19 protein-coding genes are annotated in these 17,411 nt (G+C 47.1%); 17 read left to right on the top strand and 2 right to left on the bottom strand.

Going from position 1 to position 17,411, the window contains the following annotated elements; genetic code table 11:
• Positions 1-25 precede the first annotated feature (25 nt).
• Positions 26-1,456 carry a MocR-like pyridoxine biosynthesis transcription factor PdxR gene (pdxR, locus tag A3844_RS00910; RefSeq protein ID WP_074106314.1) on the bottom strand — a complete coding sequence of 477 codons (1,431 nt, stop codon included), beginning with the start codon at positions 1,454-1,456 and terminating at the stop codon, positions 26-28.
• Between the two features lie 176 nt (positions 1,457-1,632).
• Between pdxR and A3844_RS00905 the strand changes: the two genes are divergently transcribed.
• The 5 genes from A3844_RS00905 (at position 1,633) to A3844_RS00885 (ending at position 5,996) form a co-directional block, all read left to right on the top strand.
• Positions 1,633-2,184, top strand: coding sequence for a pyridoxamine 5'-phosphate oxidase family protein (locus tag A3844_RS00905; protein WP_074106313.1), 552 nt, complete (start codon positions 1,633-1,635; stop codon positions 2,182-2,184).
• A 240-nt stretch (positions 2,185-2,424) separates the two neighbouring features.
• On the top strand, positions 2,425-2,943 hold the full coding sequence (locus tag A3844_RS00900) for a sigma-70 family RNA polymerase sigma factor (RefSeq protein WP_074106312.1): 519 nt from the start codon (positions 2,425-2,427) through the stop codon (positions 2,941-2,943).
• Positions 2,944-3,004: 61 nt separating this feature from the next.
• Positions 3,005-4,126, top strand: a complete 1,122-nt coding sequence (locus tag A3844_RS00895) for a hypothetical protein (RefSeq protein WP_074083531.1) — start codon at positions 3,005-3,007, stop codon at positions 4,124-4,126.
• Positions 4,123-5,115, top strand: a complete 993-nt coding sequence (locus tag A3844_RS00890; protein WP_074106311.1) for an ABC transporter ATP-binding protein — start codon at positions 4,123-4,125, stop codon at positions 5,113-5,115. The genes A3844_RS00895 and A3844_RS00890 overlap by 4 nt, the downstream gene beginning before the upstream one ends.
• The gene (locus A3844_RS00885; RefSeq protein WP_074106310.1) at positions 5,112-5,996 is read left to right on the top strand and encodes an ABC transporter permease; all 885 of its coding nucleotides are present in this window, start codon (positions 5,112-5,114) and stop codon (positions 5,994-5,996) included. The genes A3844_RS00890 and A3844_RS00885 overlap by 4 nt, the downstream gene beginning before the upstream one ends.
• Positions 5,997-6,088: 92 nt before the next feature.
• Here the strand turns inward: A3844_RS00885 and A3844_RS00880 are convergent, their stop codons facing one another.
• Complete coding sequence (locus tag A3844_RS00880) at positions 6,089-6,415, bottom strand: winged helix-turn-helix transcriptional regulator (protein ID WP_074083528.1); 327 nt, start codon at positions 6,413-6,415, stop codon at positions 6,089-6,091.
• Positions 6,416-6,603: 188 nt separating this feature from the next.
• Here A3844_RS00880 and A3844_RS00875 point away from each other — a divergent pair, with 188 nt between their 5' ends.
• From A3844_RS00875 to A3844_RS00820, 12 genes are all read left to right on the top strand, one after another.
• Positions 6,604-7,386, top strand: a complete 783-nt coding sequence (locus A3844_RS00875; RefSeq protein ID WP_074083527.1) for a GTP cyclohydrolase II — start codon at positions 6,604-6,606, stop codon at positions 7,384-7,386.
• A 56-nt stretch (positions 7,387-7,442) separates the two neighbouring features.
• Positions 7,443-8,498 carry an ABC transporter ATP-binding protein gene (locus A3844_RS00870; protein ID WP_074083526.1) on the top strand — a complete coding sequence of 352 codons (1,056 nt, stop codon included), beginning with the start codon at positions 7,443-7,445 and terminating at the stop codon, positions 8,496-8,498.
• Positions 8,499-8,577: 79 nt separating this feature from the next.
• Entirely contained in the window at positions 8,578-9,372 is a 795-nt protein-coding gene (locus A3844_RS00865) for an ABC transporter permease (protein ID WP_074103788.1), read from the top strand.
• 48 nt (positions 9,373-9,420) lie between these two features.
• Complete coding sequence (locus A3844_RS00860; RefSeq protein ID WP_208619389.1) at positions 9,421-10,164, top strand: ABC transporter permease; 744 nt, start codon at positions 9,421-9,423, stop codon at positions 10,162-10,164.
• Positions 10,165-10,349: 185 nt separating this feature from the next.
• Positions 10,350-11,342 (top strand): ROK family protein, encoded by a 993-nt coding sequence (locus tag A3844_RS00855; protein WP_074106309.1) that lies wholly within the window; start codon positions 10,350-10,352, stop codon positions 11,340-11,342.
• A 64-nt stretch (positions 11,343-11,406) separates the two neighbouring features.
• The gene (locus tag A3844_RS00850; RefSeq protein ID WP_074106308.1) at positions 11,407-11,943 is read left to right on the top strand and encodes a hypothetical protein; all 537 of its coding nucleotides are present in this window, start codon (positions 11,407-11,409) and stop codon (positions 11,941-11,943) included.
• Between the two features lie 44 nt (positions 11,944-11,987).
• Positions 11,988-12,326, top strand: coding sequence for a DUF6054 family protein (locus A3844_RS00845; protein ID WP_083606623.1), 339 nt, complete (start codon positions 11,988-11,990; stop codon positions 12,324-12,326).
• A gap of 282 nt (positions 12,327-12,608) precedes the next feature.
• Positions 12,609-13,178 (top strand): TetR/AcrR family transcriptional regulator, encoded by a 570-nt coding sequence (locus tag A3844_RS00840; RefSeq protein WP_074103732.1) that lies wholly within the window; start codon positions 12,609-12,611, stop codon positions 13,176-13,178.
• Between the two features lie 69 nt (positions 13,179-13,247).
• On the top strand, positions 13,248-14,702 hold the full coding sequence (locus A3844_RS00835) for a DHA2 family efflux MFS transporter permease subunit (protein ID WP_074103789.1): 1,455 nt from the start codon (positions 13,248-13,250) through the stop codon (positions 14,700-14,702).
• Positions 14,703-14,893: 191 nt separating this feature from the next.
• Positions 14,894-15,691, top strand: coding sequence for a M15 family metallopeptidase (locus A3844_RS00830; RefSeq protein ID WP_208619386.1), 798 nt, complete (start codon positions 14,894-14,896; stop codon positions 15,689-15,691).
• 147 nt (positions 15,692-15,838) lie between these two features.
• Positions 15,839-16,612 (top strand): stalk domain-containing protein, encoded by a 774-nt coding sequence (locus tag A3844_RS00825; RefSeq protein WP_074106307.1) that lies wholly within the window; start codon positions 15,839-15,841, stop codon positions 16,610-16,612.
• A 173-nt stretch (positions 16,613-16,785) separates the two neighbouring features.
• Positions 16,786-17,400, top strand: a complete 615-nt coding sequence (locus tag A3844_RS00820) for a TetR/AcrR family transcriptional regulator (RefSeq protein ID WP_074106306.1) — start codon at positions 16,786-16,788, stop codon at positions 17,398-17,400.
• Positions 17,401-17,411: the final 11 nt, after the last annotated feature.

Genomic DNA, 17,411 nt, shown 5'->3' with positions numbered 1-17,411 from the left:
GGAATGGAGATTAACGAATAGCAAACTATAAGATCAACTCCGCAAGACAATGAATCCCCTTCTCAATTGATGCTTCATCTACTTGTGCAAACCCTAATACCCATCCCCTTCGTTTGCTCTCCATACAATAGGGTCCAAGCGGGTATATACGTATCCCCTGTTGAAGGGCTAACGTTGTGACGGTTTCTTCGTCGTATGACTCTTCAGCTTCTAGTAACATATGCAATCCTGTTTCTACTCCACTTAGTGTGAAACGCTCTCCTAAACCACTAGCCATAATAACCTTGGTCATCGCCTCGTGTCTTCGCCGGTACACATTTCGGACTCTTCTCATATGACGCATAAAATGCCCGTTCTTGATGAAGTGGGTTAGCGTTAGCTGATCCATAATCGGCAGATGACGGTAAGTCAGCTCTTGTACCTTAGCTAGCTGGGCAATTGCCTTGGCAGATCCAACAATAGCCGAAATACGAATGCCTGGAGCAATCATTTTAGAAAAGCTCATCAGGTACAAGGTATTCTGAGATGCTTGGCTAAACAGTGTTGGAAGCGGCTCTCCACGATATCGAAATTCACTATCATAATCGTCTTCAATGATCCACAATTGATCTGTAGTGGCCTTTTGTAGCAATTGTTGCCTGCGTGGCTCCGACATAACGACCCCGACGGCGCATTGGTGTGAAGGTGTCACAAAAATTAGTTTGGATTGTGGATGAATACGCTCCACCACAAGACCATATTCATCAACGGGTACAGGGACTACATTCATACGCCGATATTTCATCGCCATCCAGGCAGCCGGAAATCCAGGATCTTCTACTGAGACAGTATCCCCGTCGGCTAAAAGCGATTGTGCGATTAAGTCAATGCTATGCTGAGCTCCAGAGGTTAACAGAATCTGATTGGTTTGAATATGAATGCCTCGTTCAAGTGATAAATACCGCTGGATTTGCTCACGTAATGGTGTGAAACCATAGGGATCACCGTAAGCCCAGTTTGATAAATCCATTTCAGCGGATGCATGAATGAGCGATTGTCGCCAATTTTTTTGAAACTGCCCATCCAAATAGGGTTCGTGTGGACTAAAGTCAATATCCACCTTGAACTGTTCTTTGCCTCTGAACCAGCCATGTAGCTGATCAACCGCTGTGTTCAACAAGGGAAGCGAGGGGGGAGTGGGGCCATCTGTTATTATTTCCTTCCTTGACTCGGTGAAAAGACTCCATTTACTAACTCGCGTTCCTCCTCTGCGAGATGTAACCGTATAGCCTCGACTTAGCAACTCTTCATAGACGATCTGTATCGTTGAGCGAGAGACACCTATCATGTGAGCGAGTTCGCGGGAGGGAATTAGCAATTCTCCCGGGGCCCAGATTCCGTTTGTGATATTATGAATAGCTTGATCAAGCAATTGTTGCCAAATGGGTCTTTTATCATTCCGTATTACTTTCATCATCGAACATACCCCCAAAAAATAAGATTCACTCCTAAAACATTAATTATGGATTGTGTATAACTGTAAAGTTTGGATGTTTTAAAGCAATCCATTCATTGATATACTACCGTAATAACACAGGTATTTACAATTTGGTCGTTGCGCACTCTTTAAGAATGGAAGGGAGAATTATAAAAATGGATATGGTTCGTTACAAAATCAGAGAATGTGTGGATCAAGAGAAAATTGACAGTTTCCTACAGCAAGCGAAAACGGGGTATCTGGGATTGGTTGATGGGAGCCTTCCCTATGTCGTACCGCTAAATTATGTATGGACGAAGGGGAATCTCTATTTTCATGGGGCCGGGGATGGAAGACGCAATCAGGTCATGAAGGAAAATCCAGAGGTTTGTTTTACCGTATGTGAGTCATACGGAACCATCACGGATCCGGTACCTGCCAAAACAGATACGGCTTATATGAGTGTAATGATCTTTGGACAAGCAGAACCGATTACGGATTTGGACGAAGCCACTCATGTGCTTCAGGAAATGATAAATAAATATGTGCCCGGCTATTATAACCGCCCGTTGCCCAAGCAGCATGTGGATAAATATAGGTCGGCTGTATTCGGCGGACCGGTTCAAGTTTGCAGGGTAATTCCACACCATGTAACAGCAAAAGAAAGTCCCATAGAAGCAGAAAAAATGTATGGAACAGACATGGGGGCAGGACGGGGGGATAAATAATATAAGGGTGCTGTTAGATCAAGATAGATAACGTCATAAATGTGATTACATAAACAATTACCTCGCTGGAACGATTCTAGCGGGGTTTATTCGTCTTGTATCTACTTATTGAGGGACTGCTTTTCTGCGTTTTCAACTGCAAATAATTAGAAATGTTATGATAATTGTATTTACTTTGATACAAAATCGTTTTGGCGTTCGTCTTACTTATAGCTGCAGCTGATAAGGAGGATTTACACAATGGAATTTCCGGAAACTGAAATGTTTCGAACTATATTTTATGAACACTATCCGGTGGTGCGGCGGAAGTTGGCGGCGCTTGTACGGGATGAGTCGGCAGCAGATGATTTAGCCCAGGATGTGTTTCTCAGACTATACCGCAACCCGCCGGATGATCCGAATGCGCTGGGTGCTTGGCTCCATAGAGTGCTCACCCGGATTGGATATGACTATTTGAACAAAAAGGCCAGGGATCGTCGGCTCCAGGATAAGCATGAGCTGTTGTTCAGCGCCGAGGCAGCTCCGCCTTCCGGTGAAGAGGCTGTACTCAGCAAGCTGGACCAGGAGGATGTCCGGACTTGGCTGGATGGTCTACCCGAGAGAGACAGACAGGCGCTGCTATTGCGCTACTCGGGCTACAGCTATTCGGAGATTGCCGGGCAGCTTGGCATAAATCCTCCGGTTGTCGGAACACTGCTTAACCGGGCAACCCATAAGCTGAAACAGCAGGCGGTTAATTCATACCCTCAGACCGATTGATTCGTGCACGAAGCGAATCCAGGCAGTTAATGAACATCAAACTTTTAGGAGGAACCATCCAATGACCAATCCTTTGAAATATGATTCCGATAAACAACTTACGAATGAAGCCTGGGCGAAGCTGCAAAATAAGCTTGCTGCTGAGCCGGTGAATCCGGTATGGGCATCATGGGGGCAGGATGTCAAAAAGATTGGCATAGAAGAAGACCATGCGGCATCCATAGCGGAATCAAGTGATAGGAAGAATGAGGTGCAGCCTTTAGTGAGTCCAGCGGACACCGCCGGAGCACAGGCGAAAACCAATAGCCGGAAGCCACGGCGGTTTGCCATGAACCGCCGCCGGAAATGGGCAACTGCTGCAGCGGGCGTAGCCATATTTGCAGCCGTACTAGCCACACCTGTAGGCAATACGGCCATGGCCGCCATATTGGGTCAATTCAGAATGCAGGAAGTAACGGCTGTCAATGAAGATGATCTGCGGAATTTGTTCTATCAGGTCAGCGGGGAAGACAATATTAATGAAGCTGTTAACAAATTTGGCTCATTCAGCTATTCATCCGGTACGTTAAGCGGAATGGTGCCAGTGAATGCATTGCAGGATAAATTGGGCTACCCTGCGCTGACCGGTGGAGCTTTTGATAAGGTTAAAAGCGTATATATAAACTCCTCACAGCAAATTACACTGACTCTCAAGGTGGATGAGGTAAATAAGGCGCTGACACGTCTGGGGGCGAAAGAGCTGTTGCCTGAATCCATTGACGGCAAGCCGCTCACGCTATCGGTTCCAGAATCCGTAAGCTATGATTTTTCTATGGATGATCACTGGGCGAATCTGATGCAGATGAATACGCCTGTGGTGAATGTAGATCCTTCAATTAACGTGGAAGAGGCTGTGCGGGCTGTCATTGATTTCCCGCTTCTCCCGGATGAACTGAAGTCCAGTCTGCAGCAGAGCAGTATTCTGGCCGGAGACCTGCCTATGCCTGTGATCAAAGGGAATCATACCGAGCAGATTGAAGTGAACGGTATAAAGATTATCATGGAAACTATGGAGTATGGCGATGGGCCTACTTATAGTGCAACATGGGTGAATAATGGGCAGCTGTTCGACTTTTCCGGCGGTTCACTCTATCAGGACAAAGAGAAATTCATGAAGCAGCTCCAGGAGTTGATCACGCAATGAATGTACCCGCAATCCAAGCGCAATTACTGACTAAAGAATACAGTAACGGACGCGGCTGCAGAGATGTAACTATTACTGTTGAGAAAGGGGAAGCCTTCGGCTTCCTCGGTCCCAACGGTGCCGGTAAAAGCACCTTTGTTAAAATGCTGGCAGGCTTAATTCGTCCGACCAGTGGAAGTGCCGCTCTTTTTGGACATCCGATTGGAACTCTTGCAGCCAAGTCGAAGATAGGTTATCTGCCGGAACTTTACCGGTACCAGGAATGGCTGAGTGGAGAAGAGGTAGTTAGACTCCATGCCCGATTATGCAATATCGAGAAGTCTGTAGCAGACCGTAGAATACCAGAGCTGCTGAAAGAGGTAGGATTAGGACTGCGGGGCCGTGACCGTGTGAAGCATTACTCCAAGGGAATGCAACAGAGGTTGGGTCTAGCCTGCGCACTTGTGAATGATCCGGAGCTTGTTTTTTTGGATGAGCCGTCATCGGCACTTGATCCAATCGGCCGTATGGAAGTGAGGACTATACTGGAAAGGCTAAAGCAGCGGGGCATCACCATTTTTCTCAACTCTCACCTGCTTGAGGATGTTGAGGTGCTGTGCGACCGGATGGCGCTGCTGAATAACGGCGAGATCCTGCGGCACGGCAAAGTCTCAGAAATATTAAATAAGCGAACAAGCTGGCATTTTAAAGTGGGCGGCTTTTCGCCTTTTTTGCTGTCTTGGTTGAAGAATCATACGGGATTGCAGATCAGTCAGGCAGCGTTAGACAAGAATCAGGATGAAGAGGGCATCATTGTGTCTTCTGCCATCGAAGGAAGCACGGTGTGGCTGGAGGCGGAAGTCGAGAGTGATGAACAAGTGGGCTGGTTAAATTCACTGATGATTGAACAGGGTCTGACCTTATATGAGGTTTCGCGTAAAAAAGAACGACTGGAAGAATGGTTCCTGGATGCTGTATCCGGGCTCAGCCATAGGGGGGAGCAGGAATGAGAACCATACTGGGAATGACCTGGAAAGAACTGCTGCGGAAGAAAGTGATGCTCATGACTCTGGTTATGACTGCTGTCTTTCTGATCGCGTTCTGGTTCGTTGCAGCTATTGTCGGGAGCAGCGAATCTGGAAGGGCAACCAGCATTATGAATGGGAGTAATCTGATTGAAAGCTTTACGACAGGCACTTTTATTTTGACCATGGGGTTTTTCTTCGGGGCTTTTGTTATTGCCTTTTTGGCTATTTTTAGTTCTTTCTCCTCCATTGCGGGAGAAGCGGAACAGGGGATCATGCAAGCATTACTGCCTCGCCCATTGCCGCGGTGGAAATGGTATCTGGGGCGCTGGCTTGGGTATGTCACCTTAGGAATTTTCTATGCTTTTCTTTTGTTTGCAGCGATTCTGCTGATAGCAGATGCACATGCTTCTATCCCAAGAGACAGCGCTGCGCTTATAAAAGCTTTTCTGCTCTTTGCTTCTCTAGTTCCGCTGCTCATCAGCTTATCCATGCTTGGGTCGGGTTTATTCTCGGCACTTGGGAATGGGGTTTTCATGACCATGCTCTATGGAGCGGGCTGGCTTGGAGGGATGATCGATAAAATGAGCAGTTCACTAGGCTTGAAGGAAGAAGCAATCCATACACTGCATAATCTCACGGGGATCATGTCTCTTCTCATGCCGGCAGACGGACTGCAGCAAAAAATGACAGCGGAGCTTTTCAGTCTGAAAGATTTGGGAGGGATGGTTAATATGAGTACAAGCTCCTTTCCACTCTTAGACTTTAATTCCGTTCCTTCGGATTCATTTGTGGTGTATGCCGTTCTGTATACGGTTGTGGTATTTGCGATAGGACTGCTGCGGTTTCAGCGCAAGGATTTGTAACATGTATTTTCACTAATGGATACAACAAATAGCGCCCTGCTGGATTCCGTAGATGGAACCAGCAAGGCGCTATTTTGGATGCAGACCGGACGTCATTTGTTTGCACCGATCTCGATCCAATCGGTGGACCAGTTGCCAATTTCACCAAGGATGGGTGCCAGTGCAATTCCTTTGCTGGTCAGAGAGTATTCAATCCGTACAGGCATTTCAGGATATACTGTGCGCTGGATGATGCCCTCGTTCTCCATTTCCTTTAAACGGTCGGATAATACCTTGCCGCTAAGATTGGACAGACAGCTCTCAATTTCACCAAAACGGCGGGGACCTTTCATAAGTACGAATACTATAAGCGCAACCCAGCGTTTGCTAAGCATATCTACCGCTTTTTCAAAGCGCGGACACATTTCGAAATCGTTCATATCGATCACCTCCGCATTCATTATATCATAAACTTACAATAAGTAATCATTAATATTTATATATATATTATAACTTGACGAAGTTATATTACAATGATAAACTAACTTACAAATAGTTACTCGACTTAAATGGTTGGAATAAAGTTGGAATATTAAAATTCACACTATATGTTTAGGATGGTGCAATGATGATCAAACCAGATATCGTATCTATATTACAAAATAAAATAAAGCGGATTACCATGGATGATTCCACTAATATACTCGTTGGTCCTATTACTCTGCCAGTGAATCTGGACGGGGAAACTGTCACATTCAAATGGTACAGCTGGTTGAAAGCCACGGACGAGGAATTGCAGGGTGGCGACAGCAAAGAAGCAACGGAACTGCTGATCTCCCGGCTGTCCTCCATGAATCTGGCTGAAGGGCAGCAGTCGAGCGTGCTGGTGTACGGAGATTTTGAGGATTCAGATGAAGCGCTGATCCGGATGCACAGCATTTGCCATACGGGTGACATCTTTGGCAGCAAACGCTGCGATTGCGGTTTCCAGCTCCGCCAGTCGATGAAGATGATTGCACAGCACGGATCAGGGGCCTTGTTCTACCTGGCTAATCATGAAGGAAGAGGGATCGGGCTGTTCAGCAAGGCTATGGCATATATTCTCCAGGAAGAAGGATATGATACTGTAGAAGCCAATCTGGAGCTGGGCTTTGCCGATGATTCCAGAGACTACAGAGATGCGATCAGCGTCTTGCAGCATTTGCGCAGCAAACCGGTTACTCTGATTACGAACAATCCCAAGAAGATGGAAGCCCTCAAGGCAGCCGGGATGAACACCGGGAAGCGAATCCCATTATGGGGCGACGTATCCGTATTCAATGAGAAATACTTGCGCACGAAAGTGGCCCGTTCCGGCCATCTGGAGGCGGTACCGAACGCTGATTTTTTTGATGGACGAGTAGCCAAATAATTCAGAGATGTTATAATGGGGTACTGAACCTAATACTTAGATTAGTGAGGTACAATATGAATGCCATTCAAGTGCAGGACTTGCGCAAAACCTTCAAAGTCCAAAAAAACCGCGAGGGCCTCAAAGGGGCCTTCGCTGATTTGTTTAAACGGGAATATTCCGAGGTTACAGCTGTAAAGGATATCTCCTTCTCCATTCCCCAAGGCGAGATTTGCGGCTATATTGGCGAGAATGGTGCGGGTAAATCCACGACGATCAAAATGCTCACCGGCATTCTGGTTCCAACCTCGGGCAGTCTTTCTGTGGGAGGCTATATACCCTATGAGGAACGTGAGAAATTTGTGCGGAATATCGGTGTTGTGTTCGGACAGCGCAGCCAATTGTGGTGGGATATCGGTGTGATTGAATCCTTCCAGCTGCTCCGCAAGGTATATCGTGTACCCGAACTGGATTTTAAGAAACGGCTGGATGAGCTGGTTGAACGGCTGGAGCTGCAGGATTTGCTGAACCGTCCGGTCCGCAAACTCAGTTTGGGGCAGCGGATGCGTTGTGAGCTGGTTGCGGCACTCCTGCATAATCCGTCCATATTGTTCCTGGATGAACCTACAATTGGACTGGATATTGTGGTCAAGTCGGAAATCCGCCAGTTCTTGAAGGATATGAACCGCGAGCATGGAACAACTATCCTGCTGACCACTCATGATCTTCAGGATATTGAAGCGCTCTGTTCTCGGGTGATTATGCTGGACGATGGACGCATCATTTATGATGGGGGCCTGGAGGATCTGAAGCAACGCTGGGGTACAGGGCGTGAGGTGCAGTTCCAATTCGGGGCTCCAACTAAACTTGAGCAGCTTATGCAGTGGACAGAAGAAATGCCGGTTACCTGGACATCTGAGAATGATCTGGGTGCCAAGGTTTGGATTCCGCTGGAGCTGAACGTTTCGGATGTGCTAGGACGAGTTGTGGGTCAAGCAGACATTACCGACATCAAAATCATTGAGACCAATACGGATGATATCGTCCGCAGCATTTATCAATCAGGTTCGGCCGAGAAACCGGAAGAGAAGATTCTTGCGCTTAAGGATGAGAAAGAGGTCATCCATGTCTGATCAGCTTAAAGCCGCTGCAGCCAGTTCATCATCTGGAGGTTCTTCCGCAGACGGACCTAAGGAAACAGGATGGAGGCTGCTGCTGGGTGCTTATTTCGATTTCATCCGCATCCGGTTTTTGACTATGCTCGCTTACCGTATTAATTATTATTCCGGTATTCTAATCTATACGCTGAATATAGGTGTGAACTATTTTACCTGGAAGGCAATTTATGGGAACGGGGAATCCTTGGGCGGGTTTACAGGTGCCCAGATGACAACGTATGTTGCGGTTTCCTGGATGGCTAGGGCGTTTTATTTTAACAACCTGGACCGGGAGATTTCCACAGATATCAGGGACGGAAGCATCGCAATCCAGTTCATCCGGCCGTATAACTACGTGCTGGTCAAGATGATGCAGGGTCTTGGCGAAGGCATGTTCCGCTTTATGATGCTGATGATCCCGGGTATGGTGATTGCTATTCTGCTGTTTCCGGTGCATTTACCGACAGAACCTTCAGCTTGGGCCGGATTTCTGGTCATGCTCTTTTTCAGCTTCCTGATCAGTTCACAGATCAATATTATAACGGGCTTATCGGCGTTCTTCGTCGAGAATAATGAGGGTATGATGCGGATGAAGCGTGTCGTGGTCGACCTTTTTTCCGGCTTGATCGTTCCGATCACCCTGTTTCCGGACTGGTTATCTTCCATCCTTAAAGTTCTGCCCTTTCAAGCCATCACTTACCTGCCGGGTTCCGTATTCACGGGACGGGTGCACGGGGTGGGCATTTGGAATGTGCTGGGTATCCAGGTCATCTGGTTCGTAGTACTGCTGATTCCAATTGTCTGGCTATATCACGCGTCGCGTCAGCGGCTGTTCGTGCAGGGGGGGTGAGTGAAGTTGTATTACTTGGACTTATTAGTGGAATATATCAAAAACTATATGAAGACACGTCTGACTTACCGCGCCGATTTCTGGGTGGAAGTGGTGTCTGATCTGCTGTTTCAAGCGACCAACTTTATCTTCATTCTGGTCATCTTCATGCATACCAATAGTCTGGGTGGTTGGAGCCAGAATGAAGTGGTGTTCGTATACGGTTTCTTTATGGTGCCTTTTGGCGTCTTCAGCTGCTTTGTGAATATGTGGGGTTTCAGCGAGCGCTATATCGTCAAAGGTGAAATGGACCGTATTCTGACCCGTCCAGCGCATAACTTGTTCCAGATTTTCCTGGAGAATGTGGACCCTCCGGCATTGGTGGGGTCTTTTATCGGATTGATCATTATGGGGATCAGTGGCAGTAATCTCGGTCTGCCCTTTGAATGGTGGACCCTACCCATGATTATTGTGCTTACGCTTAGTGCGGTTGCCATCTATACCGGGATATATACGACCTTAACCTCATTGTCGTTTTATTCCGATGCTCCAACCGGCATTCTGCCGCTGATGTACAATATCCAGACCTATGGCCGTTATCCGGTTACGATCTACAATCGCGCGATTCAGGTGCTGCTTACTTGGATTATTCCGTTTGCTTTTGTCGGAGTGTACCCGGCGGCACTGTTTCTGCACCGTGAGGAGATGCAGGGTATGGCACTGCTTACTCCGGTGGTGGGTGCGATATTCCTGGGGATTGGGCTTTTATCCTGGAATTACGGTGTCAAAAAGTATAAGGGAGCCGGGTCATAGGTCAAGCTTCCTTCCAATAGAGTTTAGGACAGACTGGTGTTCATTGCCGGTCTGTTTTTTCTTTGTCCTCTAAAGCTCCGCCAGAAGTTCCAAAAGTAATATAAGATGTTATATAAATCGCTTTTCACTTATACTGTGTTTCCTCATAATGAACACAGAGATAATTATTACTGGAGGAGTGTAAAATGAAAACGCATACTATCGGTGTGGATTTAGGCGGAACCAATATGAAAGCAGCGCTATATGATGCCGGATTCACGGCAATTAGAGAAATATCCATCCCCACAGAAGCTGCTAAAGGACCGGCACATGTGCTCAAACGAATCCGGCTGGCTGTACAGCAGTTGAACGAAGATACTGGGATTGGTCTTCAGAATATTGCCTGCATGGGACTGGGGATTCCCGGACTGCTTGATCCTGAAGAGGGCTTATCCCTGTTTTCTCCCAACTTTCCGGGCTGGGAACACGTACATATTGTGAATGAAATGAAGCCGTTTTACGATTTCCCAGTGTTTATTGATAATGATGTCAGGATGAATCTGTATGGGGAATGGCAGTATGGAGCAGCAAGGGGATACAGGAACATCATCCTGCTGACTCTGGGAACGGGACTCGGTTCAGGAATTGTTAGCGACGGTAAGGTTGTGTACGGCACGACATTCAGTGCAGGGGAAATCGGCCATATGAACATGTTCAGGCAAGGCCGTCCCTGCCGTTGCGGGAGCTCTGGTTGCCTCGGCAGATACGTATCGGCAGTCGGTATGGTGAATACGTTCAAAGAGAAGCTGGCGGAAGGAAGAACAAGTATCATCCAAACCTGGACAGGTGGAGACAATGAACGGATAACCGCGCTTATGATTTCAGATGCCTATGATCTGGAGGATGCTTTGGCGGTGGAGGTCATGCATGAGACCGGGGTATTACTTGGCTATGGACTATCCAATGTAATTAATCTGCTGAATCCGGAAGCGGTCATTATTGGAGGCGGGATGTCTGCGGCCGGGGAACGCCTGCTGCGTAGTGTCCGTGAGACGGTAAAGGAGCACGCCCTGAAGCTGTCCGGCAGCAAGTGCAGCATTGTTCAGGCTGAGCTGGGGAACCGTGCGGGCACGCTTGGCGCTGCGGCATATGCTTACCGCAGGCTGAAGGGAATAGAGTCGGCTATAGGAAACCCTTGAATGATGTATCTGCTGCTGTAGCATGCTATGCTGTATAGAGAATACGATAAGCAGGAGGCCAAAGATGAAAAGAGAGATACAGAACGTGCCTTTTGGCTATGAGCCACCGGCTGCGGAACGCAAGGGAACCCTGGTGTTTTATGATTCGTTTGAGCATATTTCGGATCAGGAGCTGGAGCAGGCTGCCCGTACCGCAACCGAACGCAAGTTTACCAAGCTGGTGCTGTACCCGCTGCACGAAGAAACGGTAAGACGGATGAGCAAGGAGCCCGTGAAGGCTTTTTACAAACGGGAAGACCGTCTGCATGAATGGAAAAGAGAGCAAGGCCGCTCACTTGTTACCGTTGAGAGTCTTGAAGGCAAGCGGAAGAAGTATACGCCGCTCGACTCAGCGCTGCGGCACATCAGCGAAGTGTATCCTTCGCCTTATTTTCTCTATATGACTCCTGAAACGGCTAATCAATTTGCTTCGTATTCCTCTTTTGAGGAGTGGATTGTGAAGCTGAGGCTGATTCTGTCAGCGGCTCCCGATTATGTTCATCCGCGTCTGGAAAAGTTCCGGCATCGCTGGGACATTGCCGGAGAAGAAAAGAAGGAGTAGGAGCGTGGATCTAATTCATCAGATCACTAAAGGAGGCGGTTTTCTTGTCGGACGTTTACAGCTTTAATGTAAGTCTGCAGCCTGTGGAAGCACTGATTATGGTGAAGGAGGGCATGCCCGCAGGTTCAGAGCTGCTACATGAAGAGTATAACGAGGTGGGGAATGGTTATTCGATTGGAACGCTGGTATATGAGCGTTATTTCTTCCGTTCAGGCAATCAGGCCGCGCTGATCGTTATCTCCGATAATCTCCATGGAGTGACGAATATTCGGCTCATCGCGGCAGGAGCTTCGAAAGGCATAATCATGAAGATGGATTGGGGGGCAGGCAAAAGCTTTGCCTCCTCCGTAGAAAAAGTATTATCTGCTTATATTCTGGAATGAATCTGGGTTAATCCCGTTTATTGAACGTTTCCTTGTTCACGTCTGTAGGTGTACATTCTCCATTGGATGAAGCAATGCGTAGAATGCCCTCCAATACAGTACTCTTACTCACTCAAATCACACCTATCGCATTGGAATATTTATATTATAATTGAACTACTTTTGTGCACAGCAATGAAAAGAAGGAAAAATAAAATTTTAATAATTAATGTTGACACATCACTTGAATTTATGGTTTTATTATGTAGACCGATTGTTATAAAAATAAAGGAAGTGTCCCGCTTGTCAAACAAGCCTAATGCGCGTGAAGCGATTGTGGATACCGCTTCAAGACTATTTTTCACACAAGGCTATCATGCTACGGGGTTAAATCAGATTATCAAGGACAGCGACTCGCCCAAGGGATCTCTTTACTATTATTTCCCCCACGGTAAAGAGGAACTGGCCTTAACCTGTATCAACAAAACGAGTGAGATCGTTGTAAGACAGCTGAGACAGTATGTGGAGAAGGAAATAACTGTTATTGAGGCGGTTCAGGAATTCCTTCATCAGATGGTCAGTGACGCTGAAGAGTCTGATTTTAAAGGAATGGTACCCTTCAGTTTCTGGGTAGCTGTAGAAACCTCCTGTATTAGCGAGGAGCTTAGAACAGCATGTCAGACTGTATTCATGGATTGGCAGGATGTCATTCTGCAGCGTTTACTTGAAGAGGGAACTGATACTCAGCTTGCAGCCGATAAGGCTTCAGTGGTGGTCTCGTTGTTTGAGGGAGCGCTGCTGCAGACTTTGACCTGCCGGAGTACAGGGCCGCTTCTCGCCGCCTCCAGGTTGGTTCCCGTATTGCTGGGTTAGGCAAGTAGAAATAGAACAAATAGAGAGAAAATTATGTATGATCAGGAGGATCACAGAGTGGAAGCTACCATGACTGGAAAGAAACAAACCGAAGAAACAAAATTCAGGGTTTTACCGATTCTGATCTCCTTGCTGCTTGCCGGATTTATCGGCATGTTCAGCGAGACTGCGCTCAATGTGGCGTTAAGTGATCTCATGAAAGTACTTGAGATTACACCGACGACGGCACAGTGGCTGACTACAGCGTATCTGCTGACACTGGGTATTCTTGTACCGATATCCGGGTTGCTGCTGCAATGGTTCTCAACAAGACAATTATTCGTTGCTGCATTATGCTTTTCGATTCTGGGGACCTTTCTGGCCGCGATGTCACCGAATTTCGAGTTTCTGCTTACGGCCCGTGTAGTTCAGGCGATGGGGACCGCATTGCTCCTGCCATTGATGTTCAACACCATCCTGGTCATTATCCCCGCTGAAAAAAGAGGGGCTGCAATGGGACTCATAGGTCTTGTTATCATGGTCGCTCCAGCGATCGGGCCTACGATTGCCGGGCTGCTGATTGAGAGCCTGAGCTGGCACTGGATCTTCTGGCTGTCACTGCCGTTTCTTGTGATTGCACTGATCTGCGGAATACTGTTTATGCAGAACGTTACCAAGGTTACCAAGCCAAAGATTGATGTGCTGTCCATTGTGCTTTCTTCTCTGGGGTTTGGCGGAATCGTATTTGGATTCAGCAGCGCCGGTGAAGCCGAAGGCTGGGGAAGTCCAAAAGTAATTATTGCTATAGCAGTTGGTGTCGCGTCACTTGTTCTGTTTGTGATCCGCCAAATCACGATGAAGCAGCCTATGATCAATCTCCGGGCGTTCAAGTTCCCGATGTTTGTGGTTGGCGTACTGATGGTCTTCATCTGCATGATGGTCATCCTGTCCTCCATGCTGATTCTTCCGATGTACCTCCAGCAGGGACAAGGATACTCGGCCTTCAAAGCTGGCTTGCTGCTTCTTCCCGGTGGAATTATCAACGGTCTGATGTCACCGATCATGGGAAGGCTGTTCGACAAATACGGACCGAAATGGCTGGTTATTCCTGGCCTGGTTATTGTAGCGGTATCGCTGTGGTTCTTCTCCAGTATCACAGCTACTTCTACCGTGGTGTTCGTCATCGTACTGCATAGCGCACTAATGGTAGGCGTATCGATGATCTTCATGCCTGCCCAGACCAATGGCATCAATCAGTTGCCTATGGAACTGTACCCAGATGGTACTGCCATCATGAATACTTTGCAGCAGGTAGCCGGAGCCATTGGTACTGCACTGGCGGTCAGTATCATGACAGCAGGGACGAAGAGCTATATGGAATCTGCAAGCAATCCTGCCGATCCGGCCAATGTGCTGCCGGCCTTTACCCAAGGCGTTCAGAATGCCTTTGTGTTTGGAATGGCCATGGCCATTATCGGTCTGGTGATTGCATTCTTCCTCAAGCGTGTCATTGTACAGCATAAAGCACAGGTTTCAATGCATTAATACACTAAGTGTATAGGAATCATTGTTAAAAGACACATCCGTCAAACGGGTGTGTCATTTTTGCATTCATAGAAAATACTGGACACAGTAAAGCGGGATAAATATAATTTTTAGTAATAAGATGGATATTTAGTCGGCTATTGAAACCGGAACTGATTCAGGCAAAGCAATCGAAGAAAGGGGTGTGGGATATGAGAGCCACCCAGGAAATGCTCAAACGCAGTACGAAGGCCCTTATTCTTCCCCTTATACTCACAGCCATCTTGAGTGCTGTGCTCATACTTCAAAAAAATCCTGTTGCCGCTACGGTTACGGAGGAACCGGAACAGAAGGTAGGCGCTTCTGCATCCCAACAGATTAAAGTTCTGAAAAAAAACAGTCTGCCTGAAGGATTTGTATACCTGGATGAGATGATCCCTGCTGCGCAATATGAAATACGCTATTTCAGTGAGAACAATTTTACGGGATCACGTGTTGACGGATACAAGGCGCCGCTGGCGATCTTTTCACAAGTGGGGGCTAAAGCATTAAAGGCTGTCAGTGACGACCTGGCCCGCAAGGGGTATATCTTAAGAATATATGATGCCTACCGTCCACAAAAAGCAGTGGATGATTTTGTCTCATGGTCTAAGGATGCAGCTGACATCAAGATGAAGGAGCAGTATTATCCTAAACTGGACAAGCGCAACCTGTTTAAGCTGGGCTTTATCGCCAAAAAGTCAGGCCATACCAGAGGCGGAACGATTGATTTGACACTGGCATATGCCAAAACGGGCGTTCTGGTGGATATGGGCAGCCCGTATGATTTTTTTGGCGAGATTTCTTATTACAATACTTCGCTCATCAGTAAGACACAGCATACCAACCGTAAAATCCTGAAGGATGCTATGACTAAACACGGGTTCAAGCCTTACAGCAAAGAGTGGTGGCATTTCACTCTGATCAAGGAGCCTTTTCCATCCAAGTACTTCAACTTTGATGTAGAGTAACCCGGTGAGGTCACAATAAAAAAGTTTTATACTGCCACTGAATTCGCAAGGGTTATAAAATCAAACCTTTTGGGTAATGTTTAATGTAAGGTCTATTCCTGCAGCTTGCAAACGTAATCAATCTAATACAGGAGAGGTGGAATCGATGTGAAGACCAAAATCGCAGCCGTAACCCTCAGTATTCTGTTATTTGCAGGCGGGTTAGGGTTATTCGTGCCCCAGCGCGCACAAGCCGCAGACCCGATTAAGGTCATTCTGAACGGACAGTTACTACAACTGGAGGAGTCAAATGCATACAAGAGCGGATCAGCCATTATGATTCCACTCCGGGAAACAGCTGAGGTTCTCAAATATCAAACGACGTATAAAGGCAGCACCGGACAAGTCCAGTTAACGCGCGTCAAAGAAACCGTTGACTTCAAGCTAAGCGGCGATGAGGTCATACTTAACGGCAAAGACAAGGTCTCTTTTCAAGAACGTATTGAGGTCAGACAGAAACGGATCTATGTCCCGTTGTCCTTTTTTAATGCAATCGGGCTTATTGCGGCTTATGACGACAACTCTGGACAAGCCGAAATATATGCACCAGAGGTTGCTGCAGGAGCGGTAACCGGACTATTGGCTGCAGGCAAATATCAGGAGCTTCAGGAACGTTACCTGAGCAGTACGGCTGCACAACAGGCATTCTTACCGGCGATCCAGCAAAGCTGGGAAGCGGTTGCGGTTTCATCCGGCAATTATTTTGGAATAAAAACAACGGATAGCCGCCGGGCTGATGGGGTGATGACCATCCAGAGCGTACTCCTCTTCTCGAAGTCTGAAGCCATATTAACTTTAACAGTGGACACAAAAGGAAAGATTACCGGGCTGACTTTGGCACCACTGGCTGCGAATGAGGCTGCAACTCTTCCAGTTAAGTAACTCGAATATGAATAAGAAGGCGATCTGATCCTATGTCGAAGGGTGATCGCCTTTTTTTTATTTCAAAAAGCTATTGACAGGAGAGCCTTTAGGGAGTAAATTTAGTTCTTGTTAAACAGTGTTTAAAACAATGATCGGATAAGGGGATAGGGAAGGAGCATACAGCCAAAGCTATGACTAGAAACAACAACATTGCAGAACCTTCAGATAAGGATACGAAACAGACGATTCTTCAGGCAACTGTGGATTTGATCCGTGGTGAAGGATTCAGTTGTGCCACCATGCGCAATATAGCCGCCAAAGCAGAGACGAATCTGGCCCTTGTCAACTATCATTACGGCTCCAAGGAGAAACTTCTGGCAGATGCGGTTCGAATGCTGCTCTCTACCTTTGATGACGCCTTTAAAGTGCTGGAGGACGACACGTTGCCCCCAAGAGAGCGCCTCAAGTTATTTTTTACCCGATATATTGATGAACTCAAGCGTTATCCCGGAATGGCCAGACAAATGCTTGATCAGAGGCACCACATTATGGGTTCACTGGATGAATACTCTCGTTATTGCAAAATGATGCGCCTGGAAAAGATCTTGCAGGCTATTCAGGAAATCACCGGTGAAGAGGACAAAAATAAGCTGATGTTGATGCAGCTTCAGATATACGGAGCAGTAGTTTTTCCAATAATTATGGTTTCCAGCCTGCCCGAGAACAAAGCGGATTTCATGCCGGTCTTTAATCCTCCGCCCATAGAGGAGCAGATCGACGCGTTATTCGACCGTTATTTTCATTAAACCTATCCAAC

It is taken from the genome of Paenibacillus helianthi (genome assembly GCF_001909055.1).
In the GTDB taxonomy this organism is placed as follows: Bacteria; Bacillota; Bacilli; order Paenibacillales; family Paenibacillaceae; genus Paenibacillus_AQ; species Paenibacillus_AQ helianthi.
This window is presented reverse-complemented; position numbering and strand designations above follow the sequence as displayed.